This is a genomic window from Streptomyces sp. NPDC017202, assembly GCF_044331705.1.
Lineage (GTDB): Bacteria > Actinomycetota > Actinomycetes > Streptomycetales > Streptomycetaceae > Streptomyces.
This window is the reverse complement of record NZ_JBIRNP010000002.1, coordinates 517,118-540,193: the sequence shown is the minus strand read 5'-3', so window position 1 is coordinate 540,193 and position 23,076 is coordinate 517,118. Positions and strand designations below refer to the sequence as shown.

Genomic DNA, 23,076 nt, shown 5'->3' with positions numbered 1-23,076 from the left:
GCGGCGGTCGTCACCAGTGAGAGGGGTTCCGCGGGGTCCCCCTCAAGTACTACGGGTCGGGGACCGGGCGCCGGTCTCGCCGGTCTCGCCGCGGTGGTCAGTACCCGGAGGGCCTCACCAGCCCCGACTCGTAGGCGAACACCGCCGCCTGGGTGCGGTCCCGCAGGCCCAGCTTCACCAGGATCCGGCCCACGTGCGTCTTCACGGTCTGCTCGGCGACCACGAGCCGACGGGCGATCTCCGCGTTGGACAGGCCCTGCGCGATGAGGGTCAGCACCTCCGTCTCGCGCTCGGTGAGGTCGCCGACGCGTTCCTTCAGCGGGGGGCGGGGCGTGCCGTCGAGACGGGAGAACTCGGCGATCAGCTTGCGGGTGATGCCGGGCGCGAGCAGGGCGTCACCGGCCGCCACGATCCGCACCGCCTCCGCGAGCTGGTCGGCGGAGGCGTCCTTGAGCAGGAACCCGGACGCCCCGGCGCGCAGCGCCTCGTACACGTACTCGTCGAGGTCGAAGGTGGTGAGCACCAGCACCTTGATGCCAGGAGTGGCGACGGTGATGCGGCGGGTGGCCTCGATGCCGCCCAGCTCGGGCATCCGGATGTCCATCAGGACGACGTCCGGGGACAGCTCGGCGACCTGAGCGACGGCGTCGAGCCCGTCGACCGCCTGTCCGATCACCTCGATGTCCGGCCGGGTGTTGAGCAGCACGGTGAAGCCCTGCCGGACCATCTGCTGGTCGTCGGCGATCAGTACGCGGATGGTGCCGCTCGTCATCTGTTCTCGTCTCCTGTCGGGTGTCCGGCCGAAGGTCCTGACGGGGGGTCCGGCGGCGGACCTGCGGGCAGTCCCGGCAGCGGTCCGGCCGTGGGTCCCGCCGCCAGGCCAGCCGCCGGTCCGGGCGCCGGCGGCTCCCGGCGGGGCTCGGGGAAGGTCATTTCGAGGTCGGCGGGCGGGTCGGTGTCCTCGGTGGGAGGGAGGGGGAGGCCGTCCTTCGGGAGGAACGCGGAGACCATGAACCCGCCGTGCAGCGTCGGGTGCGCGGCGACGTGACCGCCCAGCATCACCGCCCGCTCCCGCATGCCGAGCAGCCCGTGCCCCGCACCGGGCGAGGACCGTACCGGCCCTCTCGGGCGGGAGTTGACGACCTCCAGGGACAGGCCCCGCGGATCGTGGACGACGCCGACCCGGACCTGGGAACCGGGCGCGTGCCGCAGCGCGTTGCTCAGCGCCTCCTGCACGATCCGGTACGCCGACAGCTGCACGCCCGGCGGATACGCCGGTGCCTCGCCCCGTACCTCGGTCACGACCTCCAGCCCCGCCGCACGGGTGTTGTCGATGAGGGCGCCGAGCCGGTCGAGCGTGGGCTGCGGGGCGTCCGGGGTCCCTCCGCCGCCCGCCGCGCCGAGGCCGTAGGGGTCCTCGGGGTTCTCGGAGCGCAGCACGCCGAGGACCCTGCGCAGTTCGGTGAGCGCCTCCAGGGCGTTCTGTCTGATGCCTTCGAGGTTCTGGCGCAGTTCCTCGGACGGGTTGTCCACGAGGTGCGGGGCCACCTGCGCCTGGATCGAGATCACCGACATGTGATGGGCGACCACGTCGTGCAGCTCGCGCGCGATGCGGTTGCGCTCCTCCAGCACGGTGCGGCGGGCCCGCTCCTCGGCGGTGATGCCCGCCTGCTCGACGAGCTGGTGCCGGGCCTCGCGGCGACCGCGCAGGGCGCTGCCCAAAAGGACGACGACGGCGAACAGGGTCACCGCGAGCATGCCGGACGGCCCGTAGCCGGCGCCGCCGATCACCCCCTCGACGACATAGGTGGCCAGGGCGGTCAGCGCGAGCGCCTCAACCGCCACCCGGGTCGGCACCCGCAGCGACAACAGCAACAGGACCACGCAGTGCGCGATCAGGCCGGGTGGTCCCCACGGCCAGCTGGGGTCGCCCGAGTGCGGATCGTGGAACAGACGCCCCCGGGCGACCAGGGCGACCACCACCGTGACCGCCGTCGACAGCCACCAGGCCGGCATCGGGCGCCACAGCGCCAGCACCACCGCCATGCCCTGCAGTACCGCGCACAGCACGCCGAACTGCGCGCCGAGCTGGTAACGGTCGGCCAGGAAGTCGACGTTGGTGACCATGGTGCCGAACGCGACCAGCCAGACCAGACCGTGCGGCAGCCAGCGCAGCCACACCGAGGGCGGCAGCGGCGCGGCACGGGTCGTCCACAGGTCGTCGCGCACCACCCGCAGGACGCGGATCAGCCGCTCCTCCACCCCGTTCATCCGCCCCACCTTAAGCACGACCGGCCTTCCGCAGTTCCGGTGCTTCCGGCAGCCGTCCGACCCGCACCACCCTCGAGGGGGCCGGAGCCGTCCGCGGGCGCCGCACGCCGCGGTTCTCGAAGCCGTGGAAGGCCTCCCGGCACACGGCCAGCACCGCGACGAAGACCGGCAGCCACAGGAGCCGGGCCGCGACCCAGTCCAGGCCGTCCGGCACGGTGTGCAGGCCGGGCAGGCGGCCCACCAGGAGGCCGGTGGCCGTGGTCGCCATCAGAGCCGTCTGATGCCAGAGGAACACCGTCATCGCGGAGAGGTTCACCAGGGCCACCGCCGCCCAGGCCACCGGCCCGCGCATGGCCCGCCGCAGCCGGTCACGCAGCAGCAGGGCGGCACCGCACTGGGCGAGGCCGAAGGTGACGGCCGCGAGGGTCGGCGGGTTGAGGTTGGAGAGCGCGGCGCCGGGCACGCCGACCATCGACGCCGGATAGCCCGCCCAGACCACCAGGACCGCCGTCGCCACGGCCCCGCCGGCGCACAGGAGCCCGCCCGCGCGCCGGCGCTCCAACTCCCCACGCGTCCAGGCCGCGCCCAGGGTGTAGGGCACGAGCCAGCCCGCCGCCAGGTTGACCCAGCCGAGCCATGCCGGGCCGCCGAGGCCGAAGCGGACCAGATCCACGTGCAGGACGACGGCCAGCGGCCACAGCGGGTTGAGCCGGACCAGCAGCGGGGTCGCCGCCGTGAGCGCCGCGAACACCAGCAGGAACCACAGGGGTGACAGCGCCAGCTTCACCATCGTGTGCACGGTGGTGAAGGAGGCGCCGCCCAGCAGCAGGCAGACCGCGACCACCGCCCACACGCCCGTCATGGCTGCCACGGGCGTGAAAAGCCGGGTCAGCCGGGCCCGCAGCCAGCCGCCGTACGTCACGCCCCGCGCGCGGGCCGAGGTGTGACTTCTCGTCGCGACATGGCCGCCCACCATGAAGAACACGGCGAGTGTCTGGAACGCCCAGGACACCGGGGCCAGCCAGGACATGGGGTCCAGCGGGCTGGCGGCGCGCAGGGTGCCGCCGTCGGCGACGAGTGCGGTCACCAACCAGTGGCCGAGCACGACACCGAGGACCGCCAAGGCGCGCAGGGCGTCGACGGCCCGGTCCCGCTCGGGCGGGGTGCCCGCGTCGAGCCGGTCTGCCGCCCTCCGTATCCCGGCACGGATCGGGAGGGTGCGCCGCCCCCGGGGACGGACCGTGTTCGTCTCACGCACGGGTGACCTCCGAGGTCTCGCCGAGGACGATCCGGACGAGGTTGGCCAGGCAGGCCGAGCCCGGCCGGAAGTAGTCGCTGTGGCCGCCGTCCCCGGCGAAGAACACGCGGGCGCCGAAGTCCGGGGACACCGGGTCCGTGCCGAAACCGACCGTCGTGCCGAGCAGTGCGACGGCGGTGTGCGGGACCTCCGCCACCCAGTCGTCGCTGCCCCGGGCCGCCCACACCCGCGCGCGGGTACGCAGGTCCGCCGCCGAGTCCGCGCCCGTGCCCGTGCCCGGACTGCCGAGGAGGACCAGGTCGTCCGCGTCCAGGCCGTCGGCGGCCCGCCCGCACACCACCGAGCCGTACGAATGGCACAGGAGGGTGATCCGGGAGGCCGGGCCGGTGAGGCCGCGGAGCCCACGCACGAACTCCCGCAGGTCCGGGGCGGCTTCGTCGGCCCGGTCCGGGGTGATGGCGGTGGTGCTGACGGTCGCCGGAGTGGTGTAGCCGAGCCAGGCCACCACCGCGGTACCGCTGCCGGTGCCGCTGCCGGTGCCGGTGCCGCTGCCGCTGCCGGTGCCGGTGCCGGTGCCGGCCGGGGCCTGTCGGGTGAGCCCTCGGTGCAGTGCCGCCGCGGCCGTGTGGAAGCGCTCGTAGGTGTCCAGCGAGGTGTCCGAGCCGGGCACCAGGACGGCGACGCGGCCCGTGTGGGCCAGGTCGCCGAAGACCTCGGCCACCCGGCCGGACCCGCGGCCGTCGAAGAAGAGGAGTCTGCGGGAGGGAACCGCGAGCGCCCGGTCGGCGGCGGCGCGGTGCCGGTCCCCGTGCCCGGCCGCCGTACGGGCCGCCAGTTCGGCGTTGGCCCGGTTGGCCGCGTACGCCTCCTCCAGCGTCGACGCCGTCACCGGAGCGAGATCGGCGGGGTCCGGGGCGGGGATGCCCGGCCGGACCGCGGCCATGAGGGGGACCACGACGGCGGCGGTGACGAGGCCGGCGAGAAGGGCACGGACCCAGCGCGGGGAACGGGCCGGCGGACGCTCACGGCCGGGCGCACGTTCACGCCCCAGCCCGCCGCCTGCCGCACCATCCGATCCGCTCCCACCGAGCCGCCGTTCGGTGAACCGCCCCGCTTCGACCCCCATCGCCCCGTCCCTCCCCGACCGGTCCGCCCGGCCATCGGGCGTCCCTGGTGGGGAAGTTACGGATCAGCGGTCGTCGCTCGCGTCCCGCCGAAGGGCTGTCCTCGGAGGTAGCTCTCAGGTACTAGGGGTATGACAGGGACGCTTCACCGCAGACCCGCAGACCCCCAGACCCGCAGACCCGCAGACCCGCAGCCCGCAGCCCGCAGCCCGCAGACCCGCCGTCCCCCTCACCACAGACCCGCCGCCCCCTCACCACGCCAGCTGCGCGATCTCCTCCGCCACCACCGCGCACGCGTCCGCCACCGGGTCGATCAGCGGGAAGTGGCCGACGTCCTCCAGGAGCGTCAGGCCCACCACCTCGCCCGCCTTCGCCGCCGCGTCCGCGTACGACTCGGCGACGGCCTCCGGGACGATCAGGTCGGTGCGGCCCTGGACCAGGGTCGTCGCGATGCCGGTCGGCAGCAGCAGCGCGGGGTCGGCGTACGGCCGCCGCTCGCCGGCGTGCGCCTCGCCGCCGAGGAGCTGCCGCACCGCGCCACCGCACACGTCGAGCTTCTCCGCGACCCCGAAGTCGGCGATCGGTGCGAGGGCGACCACGCCGCGCAGCGGGGGCGGCCCGTCGACGCGCCAGGGCGCGCCGGCCGGCAGGACGTGCCGGGCCGCGGCCCACAGCGCCAGGTGGCCGCCCGCCGAGTGGCCGGTGAGCACCGTGCGGCGGGTGTCCGCCTGCGGCAGGGCCCCCCGGACGAGGGCGGGCAGCGCGTCCAGCGCGGCGGCGACGTCGTCGAAGGTGTCGGGCCAGCGGCCCGCCGCCGTCACCGTCACCCCGCCCGGCGTACCACCGGAGACCGCGCCGGCGGAGACCGTGCCACCGGCGGCCGCGCCCCCGGAGACAGCCGCGCCCCGCCGGTACTCCACGTTGGCCACGGCGAAGCCCCGCCGCGTCAGGAAGTCCGCGAACGGCGTGAGGTGCCGGCGGTCGTACGGCGCCCGCCACGCCCCTCCGTGCAGGACGACCACCAGCGGCGCGGGGCCGGTCGCGCCGCGCGGGGCGTAGAAGTCGATCAGCTGGTCGGGATGGTCGCCGTAGGCGGCGGTGGCGTCGGGCTCGACCGCCGGGTGCGAGAAGGCCGACTCCTCCTCGGCGGCGGCCCGGGCTGCGACGGCGTCGTCCGGCATGCTCCAACCTCTCAGCGGCAAAACGGAATTGGACGGAACGGTTCTGGCGGCCCCGGTGGGGATCCGGCCGTTGGCGGGGACGGTATCAGGCCGGTGACGTGCACGGACACGCGGATGTCACGCTCGGTGAGGGTCAAACGGTTCCGCTGTTTCGTTACGCTGGCGTCCTGCGCGGGACGTCGCCCGTACGTGCGCCAAGGAGGCCGTCATGTCCGCCGAACCCGGCACGGTGCGTCCCGGAGGGCGCACCGCACGTGTGCGTGCCGCCGTGCTGCGGGCGGCCGGGGACGTCCTGGTCGAGGAGGGTTTCGACCGGCTCGACCTCGCGGACGTCGCACGGCGCGCGGAGGTCGGGAAGACGACCGTGTACCGGCGGTGGGGGTCCGTGACGGGACTGGTCGCCGATCTCCTCGCCGAGATGGCGGAGACGTCGTCGCCCCGCGCGGAGACCGGGGCGGTGCTGACCGATCTGCTGGCCAACGCAGGTCTCGTGCAGCGGACGTTGGCCGACGTCCGGCAGGGGGCGCTGTTCCGGGCGGTGATCGCGGCGGCGGCCTGTGACGCGCGTACGGCGCAGGCGTTGCGGCGGTTCTACGCGGTGCGGGTCGCCGAGTGGGCGCCGTGCGTGGAACAGGCGGTCGCACGCGGGGAGTTGCCCGCGGGGACCGACGCGGGGGCGGTGGTGCGGGCGGTCTCGGCACCGCTGTACTACGAGTGGCTGACCGCGGGGGTGGTGCCGGACGCCCCTGCCGCGGAGCGGGCCGCGCGCGCCGCGCACGCCGCCGCCGCGGCAGGGGTGTACGTCCTTGCCGGGTGACCGGACCGGCGGGAGAGGAGGAGCTAGCTCCCCAGCACCTCCCCCAGGATCCGCGCCGCCCGCTCCACGTCCTCGAATCCCACGTACAGCGGGGTGAAACCGAAGCGCAGCACGTCCGGCCGGCGGAAGTCGCCGACCACCCCGCGGGCGATCAGGCGGCGCATCACCTCGTCCGCCCCGTCGCAGCGCAGCGCGATCTGGCTGCCCCGCTGCTCGTGCGGGCGGGGAGTGAGGCACTCCACCGTGCCGTCGGGGACGTACGCCGCGACGCACTCCAGGAAGAAGTCCGTCAGGGCGAGGGACTTGGCGCGGACCGTGTCGACGGACACGCCCTCCCAGACCTCCAGCGCCGCCTCCAGGGCGAGCATGGACAGGATGTCCGGGGTGCCGACGCGCCCGCGCAGGGCGCCCGGGGCGGGTTCGTAGGCGGGGCGCATGCCGAACGGTTCGGCGTGCGAGTTCCAGCCCGGCAGCGGGGAGTCGAAGCGGCCCTGGTGCGCACGCCGCACGTACAGGTACGCCGGTGCGCCGGGGCCGCCGTTCAGGTACTTGTAGGTGCAGCCGACCGCGAGGTCCACGCCGTGCTCGTCGAGGCCGACCGGCAGCGCGCCCGCGCTGTGGCACAGGTCCCAGACGGCGATCGCGCCCGCCGCGTGCACGGCGGCGGTGAGGGCGGGCAGGTCGTGCAGCCGGCCGGTGCGGTAGTCGACGTGGTTGAGCAGCACCGCGGCCGTACGGTCCGACAGGGCCGCCGGCACCTCCGCCGGGGTCACCGGCCGCAGCGTACGGCCGGTGAGCCGGGCCGCCGACTCCGCGAGGTAGCCGTCGGTGGGGAAGGTGGTCGCGTCGACGAGGATCTCGTCCCGCTCCTCCCCCGCCAGCCGCACCGCGCCCACCAGCGCCTTGAAGACGTTGACGCTGGTGGAGTCGCCCACGACGATCTGCCCGGCGTCCGCGCCCACCAGCGGGGCGATCCGGTCGCCGATCCGCTCGGGCGCGGTCCACCAGCCGCTCTCGTCCCAGGAGCGGATGCGCAGTTCGCCCCACTGGCGGCGGACGACGTCGTCCAGCCGCCCGGGGACGGACACGGGCAGCGCGCCCAGCGAGTTGCCGTCGAGGTAGACGACCTCGTCGAGGACGAACTCCTTGCGCTTGTTCGCCAGTTCGTCGGCGGAGTCCAGCTCACGGGCTCTGCGGGAGAGATCGGACCGGAGATCAGACATGGGAACGCGCCGTCCACAGCTCGGGGAAGACGTTGTTCCGCGCGCGCTTCTCCAGCCAGGCCACGCCGGCCGAACCGCCGGTGCCCGTCTTGGCGCCCATCGCGCGCCGGGTGGCGACGAGGTGGTCGTTGCGCCAGCGCCACACCAGCTCGGCGACGTCGGTCAACGCCTCGCCCAGGCGCGCGAGTTCGTCGGACTCGTCGCCCGCGTAGAGGGCGGTCCACACCGCCTCCACCTGCGGCGACGGTTCGTAGCGCCGGGAGACGTCACGCGTCAGCACGGCCTGGGGCACGGCGTGCCCGCGCCGGGCGAGGAGCCGCAGGACCTCGTCGTAGAGGCTCGGCTCGTGCAGCGCCTTCTCCAGCTCGGCGTGGACGCGCGGGGCGCCGCGGTGCGGGACGAGCATCGACGCGGACTTGTCGCCGAGCAGGAACTCCATGCGGCGGTACATCGCGGACTGGAAGCCGGAGCCCTCGCCCAGCGCGCCGCGGTAGGAGTTGAACTGGGCCGGCGTGAGCTGTCCGAGCGGCTTCCAGGAGGCGTTCAGCGCCTCCAGCTCGCGCACGGAGCGCTTCAGCGCGGCGACGGCCGTCGGCACGTCGTCCCGGCGCAGGGAGCCGGCCGCGGTCTCCCACTCGTGGACGATCACCGTGAACCACAGCTCCATCACCTGGGTCGTGACCAGGAAGACCATCTCTCCGGGGTCGTCGGAGAGGGTGTGCTGGAGGTGGGTGAGCACGTCCGCCTTGACGTAGTCCTCGTACGGCGTCGTGCCTGCGAAGTCGAGATGCGGGGTCTCGGGCTCGTGAGCCTCATGGGACATCGCTGTCTCCTGATATGTACTCCGGGTAGCGGTCCGCCCCTGCCGTTACCGACACGGGGGCCCCGGTCCCCAGGGGGCATCTTCCGCAATCGTCACCCGAAAGTGCAAGGCCCGCCCGATCACACCGGGCGGGCCCGTACCCCGAAGGGGCCGGCCGGGACTCGGCCCGGGACCGGCCCAGGGGCAGCCCGGGAGCGGCCGGGAACTAGCCCAGCGTCTGGGCCGCCACCGGCGAGGAGTCCTTCAGGAACTGCGTGCAGCGCTCGTGCTCCTCCTGCTCGCCGATCGCCCCGGCGGCGCGGGCGAGGGCGTGCAGGGCGCGCAGGAAGCCGCGGTTCGGCTCGTGTTCCCAGGGCACCGGCCCGTGGCCCTTCCAGCCGCTGCGGCGCAGGCTGTCCAGGCCGCGGTGGTAGCCGGTGCGGGCGTAGGCGTACGACTCCACCACGCTGCCGCGCTCGAACGCGTCGTCGGCGAGCCGGGCCCAGGCCAGGGAGGACGTGGGGTACTTCGCGGCGACGTCCGCGGGGGCCGTGCCGGCCGCGAGCAGTTCGCGGGGCGCGGGGTCGTCGGGCAGGTGGGTCGGGGGCGGTCCCCCGAGCAGGTTCTCGTGAATGGACATGGGTCCAGTCTGGAGGACCCGCCGGGGTTCGCGCCGACGGGGTCGCGCCCCTGCCCTCGCGCCCCCCTTCAGCTCTCCGGGTCCGCGGGCTCCGCCGGCAGCCGCGCCGACGCCCGCTTGCCCTCCAGCGGGGGTGCCAGGACGGCCCCGTGGGTCCTGCACTCCGGGCGGCGGCAGTCCGGGGGCGGGCGGCGCACGGTCGTGAAGGCGATCAGCGAGGCGACGACCAGTGCCCCCGCGCACCACAGCATGGCCTGCCCGAACGCGTCGTCGAAGGCGTCGGCCGAGCGGTACGCCTCCGCGCCCATCCCGGTCAGCAGGGGCAGCGCGGCCACCGCGAGGAGGCCCGCCGCGCGCGCCGCCGCGTTGTTGATGCCGCTGGCCAGGCCCGCGCGGGAGACGTCGACCGAGGCCAGGACGGTCGCGGTCAGGGGGGCGACCAGGGTGACCAGACCGAGGCCGAGCACCAGGACGGCGGGCAGGACGTCGGCGGCGTAGGAGGCGCCGGGGCCAACCCGGAGCATCAGCAGCATCCCGGCCGCGGCCAGCAGCGGGCCGGCGGTGAGCGGGACACGCGGGCCGATCCGTTCGGCCAGCTGACCGGAGCGGGCGGAGAGCAGCAGCATCAGGACGGTCGTCGGCAGCAGGGCCGTACCCGCGCCGAGGGCGGAGTAGCCGGCCACGACCTGGAGCTGGAGCGCGGACAGGAAGAAGAAGCCGCCGAGGGCCGCGTACACGCACAGGGTGACCAGGTTGACGGCCGTGAACTGGCGGGAGGCGAAGATGCCGGGCGGCATCATCGGGTCGGGTCGGTGCCGCTCGACCTGCACGAAGGCCACCGCGGCGGCGAGGCCGGCCACCGCCGCCACCGCCACGGTCACCGACCCCCCGCCCGCCTCGATCAGCGCGTACGTCACGAGCGCGAGGGCGACGGCGCCCAGGACCGCGCCGAGGACGTCGAAGCGGCCGTGCGCCCTCCCGTCGCCCGACTCGGGGACGTGCCGCAGGGCGACCGGTACGCACAGCACGGCGAGCGGCACGTTGAGCAGGAACACCCAGCGCCAGCCGGGGCCGTCCACCAGCCAGCCGCCCAGGAAGGGTCCCACGGCCGCGCCGATGCCCCCGAAGCCGGACCACAGGCCCACGGCCCGGCCGCGGTCGTCGCGGTGGAAGGAGGCCTGGATGAGGGCGAGGGAGCCGGGGGTGAGGAGGGCGCCGCCGACGCCCTGGAGGGCGCGGGCGGCGATCAGCACGCCGGCGTTCGGGGCGAGTCCGCACAGCAGGGAGGCCGCGGCGAACCAGACCACGCCCACCACGAAGACCTTGCGCCGGCCGTAGCGGTCGCCGAGGGAGCCGCCGAGCAGGATCAGCCCGGCCAGGGTGACCAGGTAGGCGTTGGAGGTCCACTGGAGGGCGGCGAGGTCGGCGTCCAGGTCGCGGCCGATGCGGGGCAGGGCGATGTTGACGACGGTCGAGTCCAGCATGGCCATGCTGGAGCCGAGAACCGTGGTGAGCAGGATCCACCTGCCCTGGGGCGAGGCCAGCCGGACGTCGGGCATGGTCCCAGGTATACCGCGAGCCCGGCGCGGAAGCACCGGGCTCGCGGGGTACGGCGTCGCGGACCGGGAAGGATCCGGCCGGCGGGCCGTTACTTGATCTTCGTGCCCGCCGAGCGCAGGTTCTGCGTGGCCTCGACGACGCGCGCGGCCATGCCGGCCTCGGCCAGCTTGCCCCAGGTCCGCGGGTCGTAGGTCTTCTTGGAGCCGACCTCGCCGTCGACCTTGAGGACGCCGTCGTAGTTGCGGAACACGTGGTCGACGACGGGACGCGTGAAGGCGTACTGCGTGTCCGTGTCGAGGTTCATCTTGACGACGCCGTTCTCCAGCGCGGTCGCGATCTCCTCCGCGGAGGAGCCGGAGCCGCCGTGGAAGACGAAGTCGAAGGGCTTGCTGCCGGCCGGCTGACCGTACTTGGCCGCGACGCCGTCGTTGAGCTCCTTCAGCAGGTCGGGGCGGAGCACGACGTTGCCCGGCTTGTACACGCCGTGCACGTTGCCGAAGGACGCGGCGAGCAGGTAGCGGCCCTTCTCGCCCAGGCCGAGGGCCTCGGCGGTGCGCAGCGCGTCGTCGACCGTCGTGTAGAGGGAGTCGTTGATCTCGTGCGAGACGCCGTCCTCCTCGCCGCCGGTCGGGGTGATCTCGACCTCGAGGACGATCCGCGCGGCGCGGGCCTTCGCCAGCAGTTCCTGCGCGATGGAGAGGTTGTCGGCGAGGGTCTCGGCGGAGCCGTCCCACATGTGGGACTGGAACAGCGGGCCGAGGCCGGCCTCGACGCGCTTGCGGGAGATCTCCAGCAGCGGACGCACGTACCCGTCGAGCTTGTCCTTCGGGCAGTGGTCGGTGTGCAGGGCGACCGTGACCGGGTACTTCTCGGCGACGATGTGCGCGAACTCCGCGAGGGCGACGGCGCCGGTCACCATGTCCTTGCTGTACTGGCCGCCCAGGAACTCGGCGCCGCCGGTGGAGATCTGGATGATGCCGTCGCTCTCCGCCTCGGCGAAGCCGCGCAGAGCCGCGTGCAGGGTCTGGGTCGAGGTGACGTTGATGGCCGGGTAGGCGAACTTGCCTGCCTTCGCCCGGTCGAGCATCTCGTTGTAGACCTCGGGGGTTGCGATGGGCATTCGTCCGCTCCTTGGGTGTGCGGGTTGGCGTTCTGAGTCTTACGGCCCTGACCTAGACCTTGGGGTTCGACGTCGTCGTCGCGCCCATCTTTCCAGACCTGCGCGGCCGGTCCGTGCGCCGGTCAAGTCCAGGTCATACCGGGTCGTCAGTCCAGCCCCAGTTCATCCTTCGAGAAGGCGAACAGGTAGGGCACGCCGGCGCCCGCCTCGATCTTCTCCGCTGCGCCGGTCGCCCGGTCCACGATGGTCGCCACGGCCACCACCTCGGCGCCCGCCTCCCGCACGGCCTCCACGGCGGTCAGCGGCGACCCGCCGGTGGTCGAGGTGTCCTCGACGACCAGGACCCGGCGGCCCTTGATCTCGGGGCCCTCGACGCGCCGCTGCATCCCGTGCGCCTTCGCCGCCTTGCGCACGACGAAGGCGTCCAGCCTGCGGCCCCGCGCGGCGGCGGCGTGCAGCATCGCGCCGGCGACGGGGTCGGCGCCCATGGTCAGCCCGCCCACCGCGTCGAAGTCCAGCTCGGCGGTCAGGTCGAGCAGCACCTGCCCGACCAGCGGGGCGGCCTCGCCGTCGAGGGTGACGCGGCGCAGGTCGACGTAGTAGTCGGCCTCCAGACCCGAGGAGAGGGTCACCTTGCCGTGCACCACGGCCTTGTCCTTGATCTGCTGCAGCAGCGCGCCGCGTACGTCGTCCGTCATGCCCCTCAGCTTAGAGGCGGGTCCAGGACCAGGTGGTCGTGGCCTCCAGCGGCTCCAGGGGTGTGACCAGGCGCGGGAGGGTGTTCAGGCCGTCGGGCGGGCCGGTCTGCGGTTCCACGCACACGGCGGCCTCCTGCTCGTCGTAGACGACGACCCACTTCTCCCGGCTCGTCACCTCCAGCCGGAGCCGGCCCGGCCAGGTGAGGGACACGGAGACGCCGCCGGGCATGCCGAAGCAGTCGTCCCAGGGGCCGGGTTTCGGCTCGATCCGGTTGCCGGTCGGCAGGTGGTCCGCGCCGCGCTCCTCCTGCCAGGCGGGGGCGAAGGCGACCTCCACGTCCTCACTGGTCCCGCCGGTCCCGCCGGTCCCGGCGCCGAGGTTCCGGTTGAACCAGGGGTGCCAGCCGATCTGCGCCGGGAACGACGAGCCGTACGTCTCCACCGCCATGGACAGCGTCAGCGCGTCCTCGGTCAGCGCGACGATCTGCGTGACCCGGCCGGGGTAGGGCCAGGGGTCGACCAGGTCGTACGTCAGGACCGCCTCGTCCGCCGACCTGCGGGCCACCTTCCAGGCGCCGTCGCGGACGGTGCCGTGGATGGCGTGCGGCGGGGCGTTGAGCGGCATCTGGTGCACGTCCGCGCCGTCCCGGAAGCGGCCGTCCCTGATCCGACCGCACCAGGGCACCATCGGGAAGCATCCGAAGCGTTCGCCCTGCCGCAGCAGCTCCGCCCCGCCGACCCGCAGCCCTCCGACCCGCCCGCCGTTGCCGGGCCGGACGGTCACCTCCGCGTCTCCCGCGGTCAGCGTGAAGTCTTCGTCGCTCACGGGACGACCCTATCGAGGTGATCAAGGGGACGTCGGGTGTCACCGCGGCGTTCCGGTCACCGGGGCCGCGTCGTTCGGGACAGCGGCGGCGCCGCTTTCAGGTCACCGGCACGGCTTTCGGCTTACCGGCGCGGCTTTCGGGTCACCGGCGTCGCCGCAGCGCCCGGCCGACCACGATCGCCGACGCGACCGCCAGCGCGGCCGCGGGGGCCGCCCAGCGCAGGGCGTTGTCCCGGACGACGGTCTGCGGCGCCGGGACCGGGGCGTACCGGCCGCGCGGCGGGGCGTGGTCCACCTCCTCCGCGCTGCGTCCGATCATCGTGCGGCGCGCGTGCGCGGCCTCGGCCGGGGGAACGCCGGGGTCCGGGAACCCGGCGACGGCGTCCACCCCGTCCGTGGGGCCCACTTCGAGCACGTCCTCGACGTCGTCGGCGTCGTCGAGGACGTCGACGTCGGCGTCGTCGAGGCCGTCGACGTCCTCCAGCTCGTCGAGGCCGTCGATGTCCTCCAGGTCTTCCGGGTCGTCCAGCTCGTCCAGCTCGTCCGCGTCGGCCGTCCCGTTCACGGAGTCCAGAGCGGCTGGTGCCGGCGGGGGGACCTCGGCCTCGGTGACGGTGGCCGCGGCGGGAGGTTCCCCGGTCGCCGACCCGGCCTCCGCGGCATCCGCTCCGAGGTTCTCCGCCCACCGGTCCAGCAGGCGTACGGCCGCCGAGTCCACGGCGTCCGCCGGGAGTTCCGCGATCCGGCCGCCCGCCGTCGCCGTACCCGCGAAGCGGAGCGTGGTGGCCCCGTCGGTCTCCCGCAGGACCAGGGTGAGCGCGAGTTCGACCGTCCCGGAGCCGCGGGCCTCGGTGGCGCCGCCCTCGACGGCGTACCCGCCGTCCTCGCGGGCGGTGACGCGCAGGGAGCCGCGGTAGGTGATGGTGTGGCCGCCGACGCGCAGCTTCAGCCGGCCGGCGACGGGCTCGGTGCCCGCGTCCTGCTGGAAGCCGGGCAGGGCCCGGGCCACCCGCGCGGGGTCGGCGAGGGCCGCCCGCAGCCGCCCTGCCGGAACCGGAACGAACACCTCATGCTCCATAAGGGCGGAGCCTACCCAGCGCTTCCGGGAATGCACCCGCCGAAACCTGGATCGGCGCCACCCGCGCACCGGCCGGGCGTACCCTGCGCGCGCCCGGTGGCGCGGGTGGACGAGGGGGGGAGGCGCGCTCAGTGGCGCGGGTGGACCAGGGTGGAGGACCGCAGGCCGGACGGGCCCGCCCGCAGCGCCCGTTCGCCGGGGCCGAGCCGCAGGTCGGGGCGGGTCCCGGCCGCGGCCAGGACGATGCCCCAGCCGCCCTCGGCCCGGTAGGGGGCGGTGCGCAGGCCCGCCGCGCGCATCGTCGTCTCGACCGTCCAGAAGGTGTACGGCCGGACGTCCACCGGGCCGGCGTGGACCGCGAGCCGGCCGCCCGGGCGCAGGGCGCGGCGGGCGAGGCCGTAGAACTCCTGGGAATACAGCTTCGTGCTGGCGGTCATGCCGGGGTCGGGCAGGTCGGCGATCACCACGTCGTAGGTGCCCGGCGGGGTCTCGCGCAGCCGGCGGAAGACGTCGCCGACGGTGACGTGGACGCGTGGGTCGTCGATGGCGTGGCCGTTGAGCCGGGAGAGCCCGGGGTCGGCGCGGGCCAGCCGGATCAGGGCGGGGTCGAGGTCGACGACGTCGACGCGGCGGGTGCCGGGACGGTCGAGGACCTCGCGGACGGCCAGTCCGTCGCCGCCGCCGAGGACGAGCACGCGCGCGTGCGGGCCGGCCGTCGCGGGGCGGACCAGGGCCCGGTGGTGGCGGAGCCGGTCGTGGCCGCCGCCGCGGAGCCGGCCGTCGAGGTAGAGGGCGAGGGAGCGGCCGCGGGTGCCGCCGGTGAGGACGATCTCCTGGACGCCGGTGTGCCGGGCGACCCGGACGTCGTCGCCGTAGACCGCGTGGCGGGCCGCCTGTTCGAAGTCGTCGACGAGCACGGCGGCGCAGGCGAGGACGGTGAGGACGGTGACGTTGGCGACGAGGAGGAGCCGGCGGGTGCGGCGGGTGAGGTCGCGGCGGAACAGGCCGAGGACGAGGGCGCTCCCGGCGATCACGTTGACCGCGCCGGTCAGCAGGGAGCTGGTGAGCTGGCCCAGGAAGGGCAGCAGCAGGAACGGGAAGGCCAGACCGCCGACCAGCGCGCCCACGTAGTCCGCGGCGAACAGGTCGGCGACCGCGCCGCCCGCGTCCTGGCGGCGGACGCGCTGGATCAGCTCCATCAGCAGCGGCACCTCGGCGCCGATGAGCAGTCCGATGGTGAGGCAGAAGGCGACGAGCAGGACGCGCGGGCCGTTCTCCCACGGGCCGCCCCAGCCGCCCGTCCAGGCGAACACGGCGTACAGGGCCATGGCGCTGCAGCCGCCGACCAGGGCGAGGACCACCTCGACGGCGGCGAAACCGGCGGCGGCGAGGCGGCGCAGCCGTTTGGCCGCGAGGGAGCCGATGCCCATCGCGAACACCACGACGGACAGGACGATGGAGGCCTGGGTGACCGAGTCGCCCATCAAGTACGAGGCGAGGGCGACCAGTTCGAGTTCGTACACCAGACCGCAGGCCGCGCAGACGAACACGCACGCGAGCACCAGGAACCGTCCGGTGTCCGGCCGGACGGGCAGCCGCGCGGGCCCGCGCCGGGACGGGGCGCGGGGTGGGACGCCGTGCGGAGCACCGGACGGAGCACGGGGCGGGGCGCCGTGCGGAGCACCGGGCGGGGCTCCGCCGGGCGCCGCGCCGGGCGCTCCGCCGGGCGGGGCCGGTGCGTGCGGTTCGATCACGACTGCGACGTTACGTGACGACTAGGACACCCTTTGTCACCCACACGTGTGGAATTCGCGGTCGATCAGGTGCCGCGTGTTTGAGGCTTCGAGGCGCGGTTCAGTGCGCCGGCACTCTCGCGCTCACCCGCGTCCTGGTCGCCACCAGTTGCCCGTCCTGCGGGTAGGCGTGCCAGGTCCGCCAGTGCACATGGCCCTCGTGGCGCTGCGCGAGCAGGGCCGTGAAGGCGTGCGGGCTGCCCGGGAAGACGCCCGCGAGGCCGTGCGGGTGGTCGGAGACCAGGGCCAGCAGTTCCTGGGCCCGGCTCGCGAACTGGTCCGGCGTCAGCGTCTCGACGCGGGCCGCGAACTCGTACTCCCAGTCACCCACCCGTTTGGCCACGCCGAGCGGGAGGGGGGTGCTGCTGCCGGGGATGCACGCGACCGTCTCGGAACAGAAGCCCCGCTCCTCCTCCAGCAGCACCTGGTGCGAGGCACCGAGCAGCCTCAACTGGATTATGGCTCCGGACAGTTCGAGGTCGAGGGTGGCCAGGGCGGGCAGTGGCTCACGCCCCAGGGCCCAGGCCAGGTCGGCCGCGCACGTGTCGGTGTAGGAGGTGGTCAGGGTCGTGAGCATGACTCGGCTCCGCTAGAACGCACAGAAGAGGAAAGGTCCGGCGCACCCCGGTGAATCCGGGGGAGGTCGGCCCCGGCCGGCCCGGCGTGGGGAGGACGTCCGCGCGAGACGTCCGAGGGGTCCGAGGGGCTGCGTTGGTGTTTTAGAGGGAATCATGAACTGTGGCGACACCACAGCGTTTTTACCCAACTTCATGGGGTTTCCATCCCTCAGAGGGCCCCACAGCTCAACTGTTCAACCCCGGCGTGCGCGGTACGGCCCGGATCGCCCCCGTGCGCCTCGCCCGCCGGGCATGGTGCGACCGCGGGGCGCCCTTCGGTCAGGGGACGGCCCCGCGGCCCGGATGCGGCTCCCCCCGGGAGCTCAGCTGCCCCGTGTCAGCTGCCTCCGCCGCATCCGCCGCCTCCTCCCCCGCAGGACGAGCCGCCCCCGCAGGACGACGAGGATCCGCCGCCGCAGGAGTGACCGCCGCCCGAGTGGGAGCCGCCGTCCCCGCCGCCCGAGTCGCCGCCCGAGGAGGAACTGCACGCCACGGCGGCCCCGCCGCCGGCGGCCCACCAGCTGCTGCCGCTGTCCCCGCCGCTGCCGCCTCCCCCGCGTGAACGGGAGCCGGGCCGGTACGGTCCCCGGTATCCGGCGGTGCTCCTGCGGACGGCCGTGACGATGACGACCACCAGCAGGACGACGACTGCGAGTACCGCCAGGATGATGCCGACTGCCATGGCTCCACCCTCCTTCCGAATCCCCCGAAGCGGCCCCCCGTGGGCGCCTCGCGCAACCGGTGCGACCGGCGCGTGCACGGGGGATGCCCGGCCGCCCCGGCCGCCAAAGCACACTTGAGGAAGTCCAGAGCTTCGGCGCAGGATGACCGGTATGACCGCCACCGCACGCCCCTTCCTCAACCGCCGTCTCACCGAGTTCGGGACGACGGTCTTCGCCGAGATGTCCGCGCTGGCCCTGCGGACCGGGTCCCTCAACCTCGGCCAGGGGTTCCCGGACACGGACGGGCCCGAGGAGATCCGCGAGGCGGCCGTACGGGCGCTGCGGGACGGACGCGGCAACCAGTACCCGCCGGGCCCCGGCGTCCCCGAGCTGCGCACGGCGGTCGCCGAGCACCAGCACCGCCGCTACGGCCTGACGTTCGACCCCGACACGGAGGTCCTGGTCACCGCGGGCGCGACCGAGGCGATCGCCGCCGCCCTGCTGGCCCTGCTGGAGCCGGGGGACGAGGTCGTCGCCCTGGAGCCGTACTACGACTCCTATGCGGCCTGCATCGCCATGGCGGGCGCCACGCGGGTGCCGGTGACGCTGCGGCCCGACCCCGCACAGGCCCGGTTCCGCCTCGACCTGGACGAACTGCGCGACGCGGTGACGGACCGCACGCGCCTCCTCCTGATCAACACCCCGCACAACCCGACCGGCACGGTCCTCACCCGCGAGGAGCTGACCGCGATCGCCGAACTGGCGTTGGAACGGGACCTGTTGGTGGTCACCGACGAGGTGTACGAGCACCTGGCCTTCGACGGGGCCGAGCACGTGCCCCTGGCCACGCTGCCGGGGATGCGGGACCGGACGGTGACGATCGGCAGCGCCGGCAAGACGTTCTCGTTCACGGGCTGGAAGGTCGGCTGGGTTACCGGCGCCCCCGGTCTCGTCGCCGCCGTCCGCTCGGCCAAACAGTTCCTGACGTACGTGGCCTCCGGACCCTTCCAGTACGCGGTCGCCGAGGCCCTGCGCCTGCCGGATGCGTACTTCGACGGCTTCCGCGAAGACATGCGGGCCAAGCGGGACCTGCTCAGCGACGGCCTGCGCGCAGCCGGGTTCCGCGTCCACCGGCCACAGGGCACGTACTTCATCACCGCCGACATCCGCCCCCTCGGCGAGACGGACGGCATCACCTTCTGCCGCGCCCTCCCGGAACGGGCGGGAGTCATCGCCATCCCCAACGCGGTCTTCTACGACCACCGCGAGGCGGGCGCGCCTTACATCCGCTTCGCGTTCTGCAAACGCGTCGAGGTGCTGGCGGACGCGGCGGAACGGCTCCGCAAGGCATTCGCGCGCTGATCCGCGTCAGGAGCGCTCAGGTGTCGTAGACGGTGGAGCGATGCCCGACGTGTACGGCCCACACCACCAGCTCGCCGTTGTCGATTGTGTAGATCACGCGGTAGTCGCCTACTCGTAGGCGCCGCCGGTCGGGCTGAGAGACGAGGGCCGTGGTGTTGAATCCCATCGGGTCGTTCTCCAGCTCAGCCAGCTTGGCCAAAATGCGGAGGGCCATGTCTCGCGGCACCTTGCGGAGTTCGGCCACGCCTTCCGCGCGGAACTTCCGCGCGGAAGGCGCACCCGATCGCGGCCGTCATTCCGGCGCTTGCCCACACCCCAAGGGTCAACGTACAATTTCTTGTACGTTGGAGGAGGTTCGACCGTGAAGACCATGTCGTATTCCGAGTCGCGCGCGCGGTACGCCGAGGTGCTCAACTCCGTCACCGACGACCGCGAAGAGGTCGTCATCACCCGGGCCGGGCGTGAGCCGGTCGTCATCGTCTCCCTTGAGGACTACGAGTCCCTGAAGGAGACGGCGTACCTGCTGCGGAACCCGGCGAACGCCCGGCGCCTGCTCGCGTCCATCGACGAACTGGAAAACGGCGGCGGCACCGTGCGCGAGCTGGCGACCGGAGAATAAAGGCCGGGAATGAAGATCACCTTCTCCTCCCGCGCCTGGGAGGACTACCTGTGGTGGCAGCTTCAGGACCGGAAGACCCTCAAGCGCATCAATACGCTCATCGCGGACATCGCCCGGAACGGCAACGAGGGGATCGGCAAACCGGAGCCGCTCAAGCACGGATTCCAGGGGTACTGGTCGCGCCGCATCAACGACGAGCACCGACTGGTCTACAAGGCCACCGAGGACGGCGTCCTGATCGCGCAGTGCCGTTACCACTACGAAAGCTGACGGAACTCGGAGGTCGGGCACAGCACCCTTCTCCCAGCCGACCCGCGCCGCGCACGAATAGGTGCGCGAACACGGAGTGGGCTGGGTGACGGCGGCGCCGGGCCTGGTGACGGCGGTGCGCTCGGCGAAGCAGTACCTGGCGTACGTCGCGTCCGGCCCCTTCCAGTAAGCCGTCGCCGAGGCCCTGGCCCTGCCCGACACCTACTTCGACGCCGTCCGCACGGACATGCAGGCCAAGCGGGACCTGCTCGCGGCCGGCCTCACGAAGGCGGGCTTCACGGTCCACCGCCCGGCGGGCACGTACTTCGTCACCGCCGACATCCGCCCCCTCGGCGAGACGGACGGCATCACCTTCTGCCGCGCCCTCCCGGAACGGGCGGGCGTCGTCGCCATCCCCGACGCGGTCTTCTACGACCACCGCGAGGCGGGCGCCCCGTTCGTACGGTTCGCGTTCTGCAAGAAGAAGGAGGTCCTCCAAGAGGCAGCCGAACGCTTGCTACGACTGGCGTCCTGAACCGGTCGGCGCCCTGGGGCGACCGTCCGCTACGGCCATGTGCGCTCGATGCGGTCGCTCCTCACCGCGTAGGCAGCCGGCCCGCCCTTCTCGACAGCCCGATGGATCGCGTCACGGTGTGCCACGAGACGTTCGATCATCTCGGCGGCGCGAAGCTGCTGGTTGTCGAGATAGAAGAGCACTGCCTCGCGCTCCAGGACGGGCCGGATCTCCAGGTCCCGGGTCTTGATCCGTCCGTCCTTCGAGAGTGGGACCCACGACCGGTCGAGGCCGTGCGCGATCCAGTCCTCGTCGGCGATGTCCTGCCCGTCGTCGGGGAAGACGTCTCCGATGCGGTGAACGGTCCACCCGTGATCCCTCAGTCCTTCAGCGACCCGGCGGCCGAGATTCCGGTCGAGGGAGAACTCAGGCGGCAAGGTGCACCACTGCCCGGCAGAGCGCGTCCACCTGCTCAGGCGTCATGTCGTAGTCGTACGCGATGTCCTCGACGGTTTCGCCGGCCTCCCACAGGTCTGTGATGGCCTGCACGGTGACGCGGTTGGCGGCCACCACGGGGAGGCCGTGGCCGAACCTCGGATCGATCACGACGGGCACGGAGTCCGGGTACTGCCTCAGGCGCAGGCTGGAGGGGAAGTCGTCGCCCGGCTCCCAGGTGAGGTAGCGGAGATAGTCGGAGACCACTGCCTGGATGGGGACCTGGCCGTCGCGGGCTCTGCGGAGATCCCCCCAGCCGTGCTCGATGAAGATGTCCACGCCGTCCGTGGCGATCCGCTTCGACACGAGGCCGTAGGGGGTGTCGAAAGCATCCCGTACGGCGGCGGCCGCCTCCCTGATCTCGCTCATGCGAAGCCCCAGGAAACGCAGGGAACGAAGGACGTGCGCCTCGGCGACCGCGATGAACGGCACCGAAGGCTGCCCCTTCCGCACCGGCTCGACCTGGTGGACCAGTGGCGCTCCGGCTGCCCGGCCCTTCAGCCACGAACCGAGAGTCGACTGCGGAATTTCGAGGTAGGACGCGGTCTCCACGGGGGTGAGCAGTCCGTCCCTGAACCTGTCGACCATGCCCCACCTCCTCCTGGCACCGGATTTCGCATCGTGCCACAACAAACCTGCCACCTGCGGGTGGACCGCACACCCGGTCATCGGCTCAGCCCGCCGCGCGGAGTTCGTCCTCGGCGCGGCAGTCCCGGCAGCGGTCGTGTTCGGCCGTGCGCATTCCCCGGTCGCAGCCGTCGCAGTTCACCATGGGGGCGACCGCCGGTCGTACGGAGGGTTCCGTGCTTCTGGCCGGTAGCGGCAGGGGTGTTTCCTTGAGCCGGTAGGCGAGGATGCCGGCCGGGCGGGTCAGGAACTCGCTCGGGAGCCGGGCGGTGAGGTGGTCCGTGATGTGCGTGGGCAGGAGGCCCGCCGCGAGCCACCGGGTGACCGCCGGGGCGAGGCGGGCGGCCTCCCGCTCGGACAGGACGAGGCGGGGGTCGATCCGGCGCAGGGCGGCGAGTACGGCGACGGCTCGGGGGTCGGCCTCGGCGAGCGGGGCCGGCGTCTCGGCCTCGGCCGGTACGGGCGGCTGCGCGGTTTCCCGTGCGGCTTCGTGCACGGTCGTCGCGGCGGGCCTCCTCCGGGGCCGGGTCGGCTTCGGAGGCTCGGGAGGCCCGTCGGGCCCCGGCGCGCCGCCGGGGACGTCGTAGAAGTACGTCCGGGTGCGGACCTGCCCGGAGGGTGTTCGTTCGCGGCGGCGCTCCAGGTGTCCGGCGGCTTCCAGTTCCCTGAGCGCCCGCGAGATGAGGATCTCGCCCTCGCTGAAGTGCTCGCACAGGGCGGCGATGCTCACGGGGGAACCGTCGGGGAGGGAGGAGATGTACGCCGCGACGCCGACCGTGACCGCGCTGCCGCGCCGCTGGGCGAGGGCGTTGGAGATCACCGTGAAGTCGGCGGTGAGGCGGGTGCGGACGTGGATCACGCCGGAGGTCGGTGTTCCGGCGTCGGCGCGCAGGCGCGCGTTAGACTGCGAGTCAGCCATCGGGAAGTCTGTCTCTTCCTGATCGGTCAGGCCCTCGTTCGGGATTGCCGTCCCGGCCGGGGGCCGTCGTCTGTGTGGGGTTGTGCGGCGAACGTAACTGCCCGTGTCCCTCCCCTGCAAGCCGGTCACCCGGACGGGTGACGCGGGCTTCGCGGCCGGGGAGGGTGGGTGGGTGGGTAGTTCTTTCCCCCGGTTCTTTCAGGAGGTCAGCGGCCGACCGGGCCCTCGCGGACGAGGGTCCGGTGAGCCCGGAACACGGACGGCGGCCGGGGCCCGGCCGCCTCAGCGACGGCGCTGCCCGGCCTTCAACTCGCCTATGAAGGCCGCCCAGGCGGCGGTCTCGAAGCACAGCGCCGGGCCCTGCGGGACCTTGCTGTCACGGACCGGGACGACGGCCCCCGGGAATCCGTCGGCCACCTCCACGCAGTCGCCCCCCTCCTGATTGCTGTAGCTGCTCCTGCGCCACACGGCGCCGTTCAGATCGGGACGGGAGATTCGAGCCACGGTAGTTGCCCTCTCCTCAGGGACGGCGCTGCCCGGCCTTCAACTCGCCTATGAAGGCCGCCCAGGCGGCGGTCTCGAAGCACAGCGCCGGGCCCTGCGGGACCTTGCTGTCACGGA

At 73.4% G+C, this 23,076-nt stretch carries 26 protein-coding genes and 1 pseudogene; 5 read left to right on the top strand and 22 right to left on the bottom strand.

Features of this window, described 5'->3' with window-relative positions:
- Positions 1 to 97: 97 nt before the first annotated feature.
- From ACH4N1_RS06710 to ACH4N1_RS06690, 5 genes are all read right to left on the bottom strand, one after another.
- Positions 98 to 772 (bottom strand): response regulator transcription factor, encoded by a 675-nt coding sequence (locus ACH4N1_RS06710; RefSeq protein ID WP_366059042.1) that lies wholly within the window; start codon positions 770 to 772, stop codon positions 98 to 100.
- Positions 769 to 2,271: a sensor histidine kinase gene (locus ACH4N1_RS06705; RefSeq protein WP_398094976.1), complete on the bottom strand. Its 1,503-nt coding sequence runs from the start codon at positions 2,269 to 2,271 to the stop codon at positions 769 to 771. The genes ACH4N1_RS06710 and ACH4N1_RS06705 overlap by 4 nt, the downstream gene beginning before the upstream one ends.
- Before the next feature lie 10 nt (positions 2,272 to 2,281).
- A complete protein-coding gene (locus ACH4N1_RS06700) occupies positions 2,282 to 3,529 on the bottom strand; it encodes an acyltransferase (protein ID WP_398094974.1) in 1,248 nt (415 codons plus the stop codon).
- Positions 3,522 to 4,655 carry an alpha/beta hydrolase gene (locus ACH4N1_RS06695; RefSeq protein ID WP_398094972.1) on the bottom strand — a complete coding sequence of 378 codons (1,134 nt, stop codon included), beginning with the start codon at positions 4,653 to 4,655 and terminating at the stop codon, positions 3,522 to 3,524. Before ACH4N1_RS06695 ends, ACH4N1_RS06700 begins: the two co-directional genes overlap by 8 nt.
- A gap of 249 nt (positions 4,656 to 4,904) precedes the next feature.
- Entirely contained in the window at positions 4,905 to 5,834 is a 930-nt protein-coding gene (locus ACH4N1_RS06690; protein WP_398094970.1) for an alpha/beta hydrolase, read from the bottom strand.
- 208 nt (positions 5,835 to 6,042) lie between these two features.
- Here ACH4N1_RS06690 and ACH4N1_RS06685 point away from each other — a divergent pair, with 208 nt between their 5' ends.
- Positions 6,043 to 6,651, top strand: coding sequence for a TetR/AcrR family transcriptional regulator (locus ACH4N1_RS06685; RefSeq protein WP_398094968.1), 609 nt, complete (start codon positions 6,043 to 6,045; stop codon positions 6,649 to 6,651).
- Positions 6,652 to 6,674: 23 nt separating this feature from the next.
- On the opposite strand, the gene kynU is transcribed toward ACH4N1_RS06685, so the two are convergent.
- From kynU to ACH4N1_RS06630, 11 genes are all read right to left on the bottom strand, one after another.
- Positions 6,675 to 7,874, bottom strand: a complete 1,200-nt coding sequence (gene kynU, locus ACH4N1_RS06680; RefSeq protein ID WP_398094966.1) for a kynureninase — start codon at positions 7,872 to 7,874, stop codon at positions 6,675 to 6,677.
- Complete coding sequence (locus ACH4N1_RS06675) at positions 7,867 to 8,697, bottom strand: tryptophan 2,3-dioxygenase family protein (protein WP_398094964.1); 831 nt, start codon at positions 8,695 to 8,697, stop codon at positions 7,867 to 7,869. Before ACH4N1_RS06675 ends, kynU begins: the two co-directional genes overlap by 8 nt.
- 205 nt (positions 8,698 to 8,902) lie before the next feature.
- Positions 8,903 to 9,316, bottom strand: coding sequence for a DUF3151 domain-containing protein (locus ACH4N1_RS06670; protein ID WP_398094963.1), 414 nt, complete (start codon positions 9,314 to 9,316; stop codon positions 8,903 to 8,905).
- Between the two features lie 68 nt (positions 9,317 to 9,384).
- Entirely contained in the window at positions 9,385 to 10,875 is a 1,491-nt protein-coding gene (locus tag ACH4N1_RS06665) for an MFS transporter (protein ID WP_398094961.1), read from the bottom strand.
- Between the two features lie 89 nt (positions 10,876 to 10,964).
- Positions 10,965 to 11,996 carry a class II fructose-bisphosphate aldolase gene (gene fbaA, locus ACH4N1_RS06660; RefSeq protein WP_366059051.1) on the bottom strand — a complete coding sequence of 344 codons (1,032 nt, stop codon included), beginning with the start codon at positions 11,994 to 11,996 and terminating at the stop codon, positions 10,965 to 10,967.
- 146 nt (positions 11,997 to 12,142) lie between these two features.
- Positions 12,143 to 12,694, bottom strand: coding sequence for an orotate phosphoribosyltransferase (gene pyrE / locus ACH4N1_RS06655; RefSeq protein ID WP_366059052.1), 552 nt, complete (start codon positions 12,692 to 12,694; stop codon positions 12,143 to 12,145).
- Between the two features lie 10 nt (positions 12,695 to 12,704).
- Positions 12,705 to 13,520, bottom strand: coding sequence for an aldose 1-epimerase (locus tag ACH4N1_RS06650; RefSeq protein WP_398094958.1), 816 nt, complete (start codon positions 13,518 to 13,520; stop codon positions 12,705 to 12,707).
- A gap of 142 nt (positions 13,521 to 13,662) precedes the next feature.
- Complete coding sequence (locus ACH4N1_RS06645; RefSeq protein WP_398094957.1) at positions 13,663 to 14,598, bottom strand: SRPBCC domain-containing protein; 936 nt, start codon at positions 14,596 to 14,598, stop codon at positions 13,663 to 13,665.
- Between the two features lie 128 nt (positions 14,599 to 14,726).
- Positions 14,727 to 16,352, bottom strand: coding sequence for a polyamine aminopropyltransferase (locus ACH4N1_RS06640; protein ID WP_398094955.1), 1,626 nt, complete (start codon positions 16,350 to 16,352; stop codon positions 14,727 to 14,729).
- Between the two features lie 100 nt (positions 16,353 to 16,452).
- A complete protein-coding gene (locus ACH4N1_RS06635) occupies positions 16,453 to 16,968 on the bottom strand; it encodes a DUF2617 family protein (RefSeq protein ID WP_398094954.1) in 516 nt (171 codons plus the stop codon).
- A 377-nt stretch (positions 16,969 to 17,345) separates the two neighbouring features.
- Positions 17,346 to 17,690, bottom strand: coding sequence for a hypothetical protein (locus tag ACH4N1_RS06630; protein ID WP_398094953.1), 345 nt, complete (start codon positions 17,688 to 17,690; stop codon positions 17,346 to 17,348).
- A gap of 142 nt (positions 17,691 to 17,832) precedes the next feature.
- Here ACH4N1_RS06630 and ACH4N1_RS06625 point away from each other — a divergent pair, with 142 nt between their 5' ends.
- Positions 17,833 to 19,032 carry a pyridoxal phosphate-dependent aminotransferase gene (locus ACH4N1_RS06625; RefSeq protein WP_398094951.1) on the top strand — a complete coding sequence of 400 codons (1,200 nt, stop codon included), beginning with the start codon at positions 17,833 to 17,835 and terminating at the stop codon, positions 19,030 to 19,032.
- Positions 19,033 to 19,048: 16 nt separating this feature from the next.
- On the opposite strand, the gene ACH4N1_RS06620 is transcribed toward ACH4N1_RS06625, so the two are convergent.
- A complete protein-coding gene (locus tag ACH4N1_RS06620; protein ID WP_398094949.1) occupies positions 19,049 to 19,276 on the bottom strand; it encodes a type II toxin-antitoxin system RelE/ParE family toxin in 228 nt (75 codons plus the stop codon).
- A gap of 117 nt (positions 19,277 to 19,393) precedes the next feature.
- On the opposite strand from ACH4N1_RS06620, the gene ACH4N1_RS06615 reads away from it, so the two are divergent.
- From ACH4N1_RS06615 to ACH4N1_RS06605, 3 genes and pseudogenes are all read left to right on the top strand, one after another.
- Positions 19,394 to 19,651 (top strand): type II toxin-antitoxin system Phd/YefM family antitoxin, encoded by a 258-nt coding sequence (locus tag ACH4N1_RS06615; protein ID WP_392242423.1) that lies wholly within the window; start codon positions 19,394 to 19,396, stop codon positions 19,649 to 19,651.
- A 9-nt stretch (positions 19,652 to 19,660) separates the two neighbouring features.
- On the top strand, positions 19,661 to 19,921 hold the full coding sequence (locus ACH4N1_RS06610) for a Txe/YoeB family addiction module toxin (RefSeq protein WP_398094946.1): 261 nt from the start codon (positions 19,661 to 19,663) through the stop codon (positions 19,919 to 19,921).
- Between the two features lie 76 nt (positions 19,922 to 19,997).
- Positions 19,998 to 20,435, top strand: a pseudogene (locus ACH4N1_RS06605) (aminotransferase class I/II-fold pyridoxal phosphate-dependent enzyme); the annotation flags it as partial.
- Between the two features lie 29 nt (positions 20,436 to 20,464).
- Here ACH4N1_RS06605 and ACH4N1_RS06600 read toward each other — a convergent pair.
- From ACH4N1_RS06600 to ACH4N1_RS06580, 5 genes are all read right to left on the bottom strand, one after another.
- Positions 20,465 to 20,851: a toxin-antitoxin system, toxin component, PIN family protein gene (locus ACH4N1_RS06600; protein WP_398094945.1), complete on the bottom strand. Its 387-nt coding sequence runs from the start codon at positions 20,849 to 20,851 to the stop codon at positions 20,465 to 20,467.
- Positions 20,841 to 21,497 carry a DUF433 domain-containing protein gene (locus tag ACH4N1_RS06595; protein WP_398094943.1) on the bottom strand — a complete coding sequence of 219 codons (657 nt, stop codon included), beginning with the start codon at positions 21,495 to 21,497 and terminating at the stop codon, positions 20,841 to 20,843. The genes ACH4N1_RS06600 and ACH4N1_RS06595 overlap by 11 nt, the downstream gene beginning before the upstream one ends.
- Before the next feature lie 85 nt (positions 21,498 to 21,582).
- A complete protein-coding gene (locus ACH4N1_RS06590) occupies positions 21,583 to 22,455 on the bottom strand; it encodes a hypothetical protein (RefSeq protein ID WP_398094941.1) in 873 nt (290 codons plus the stop codon).
- 282 nt (positions 22,456 to 22,737) lie between these two features.
- Positions 22,738 to 22,959: a DUF397 domain-containing protein gene (locus tag ACH4N1_RS06585; protein WP_398094939.1), complete on the bottom strand. Its 222-nt coding sequence runs from the start codon at positions 22,957 to 22,959 to the stop codon at positions 22,738 to 22,740.
- A 16-nt stretch (positions 22,960 to 22,975) separates the two neighbouring features.
- A complete protein-coding gene (locus ACH4N1_RS06580) occupies positions 22,976 to 23,044 on the bottom strand; it encodes a hypothetical protein (protein WP_398095266.1) in 69 nt (22 codons plus the stop codon).
- Positions 23,045 to 23,076 lie beyond the last annotated feature (32 nt).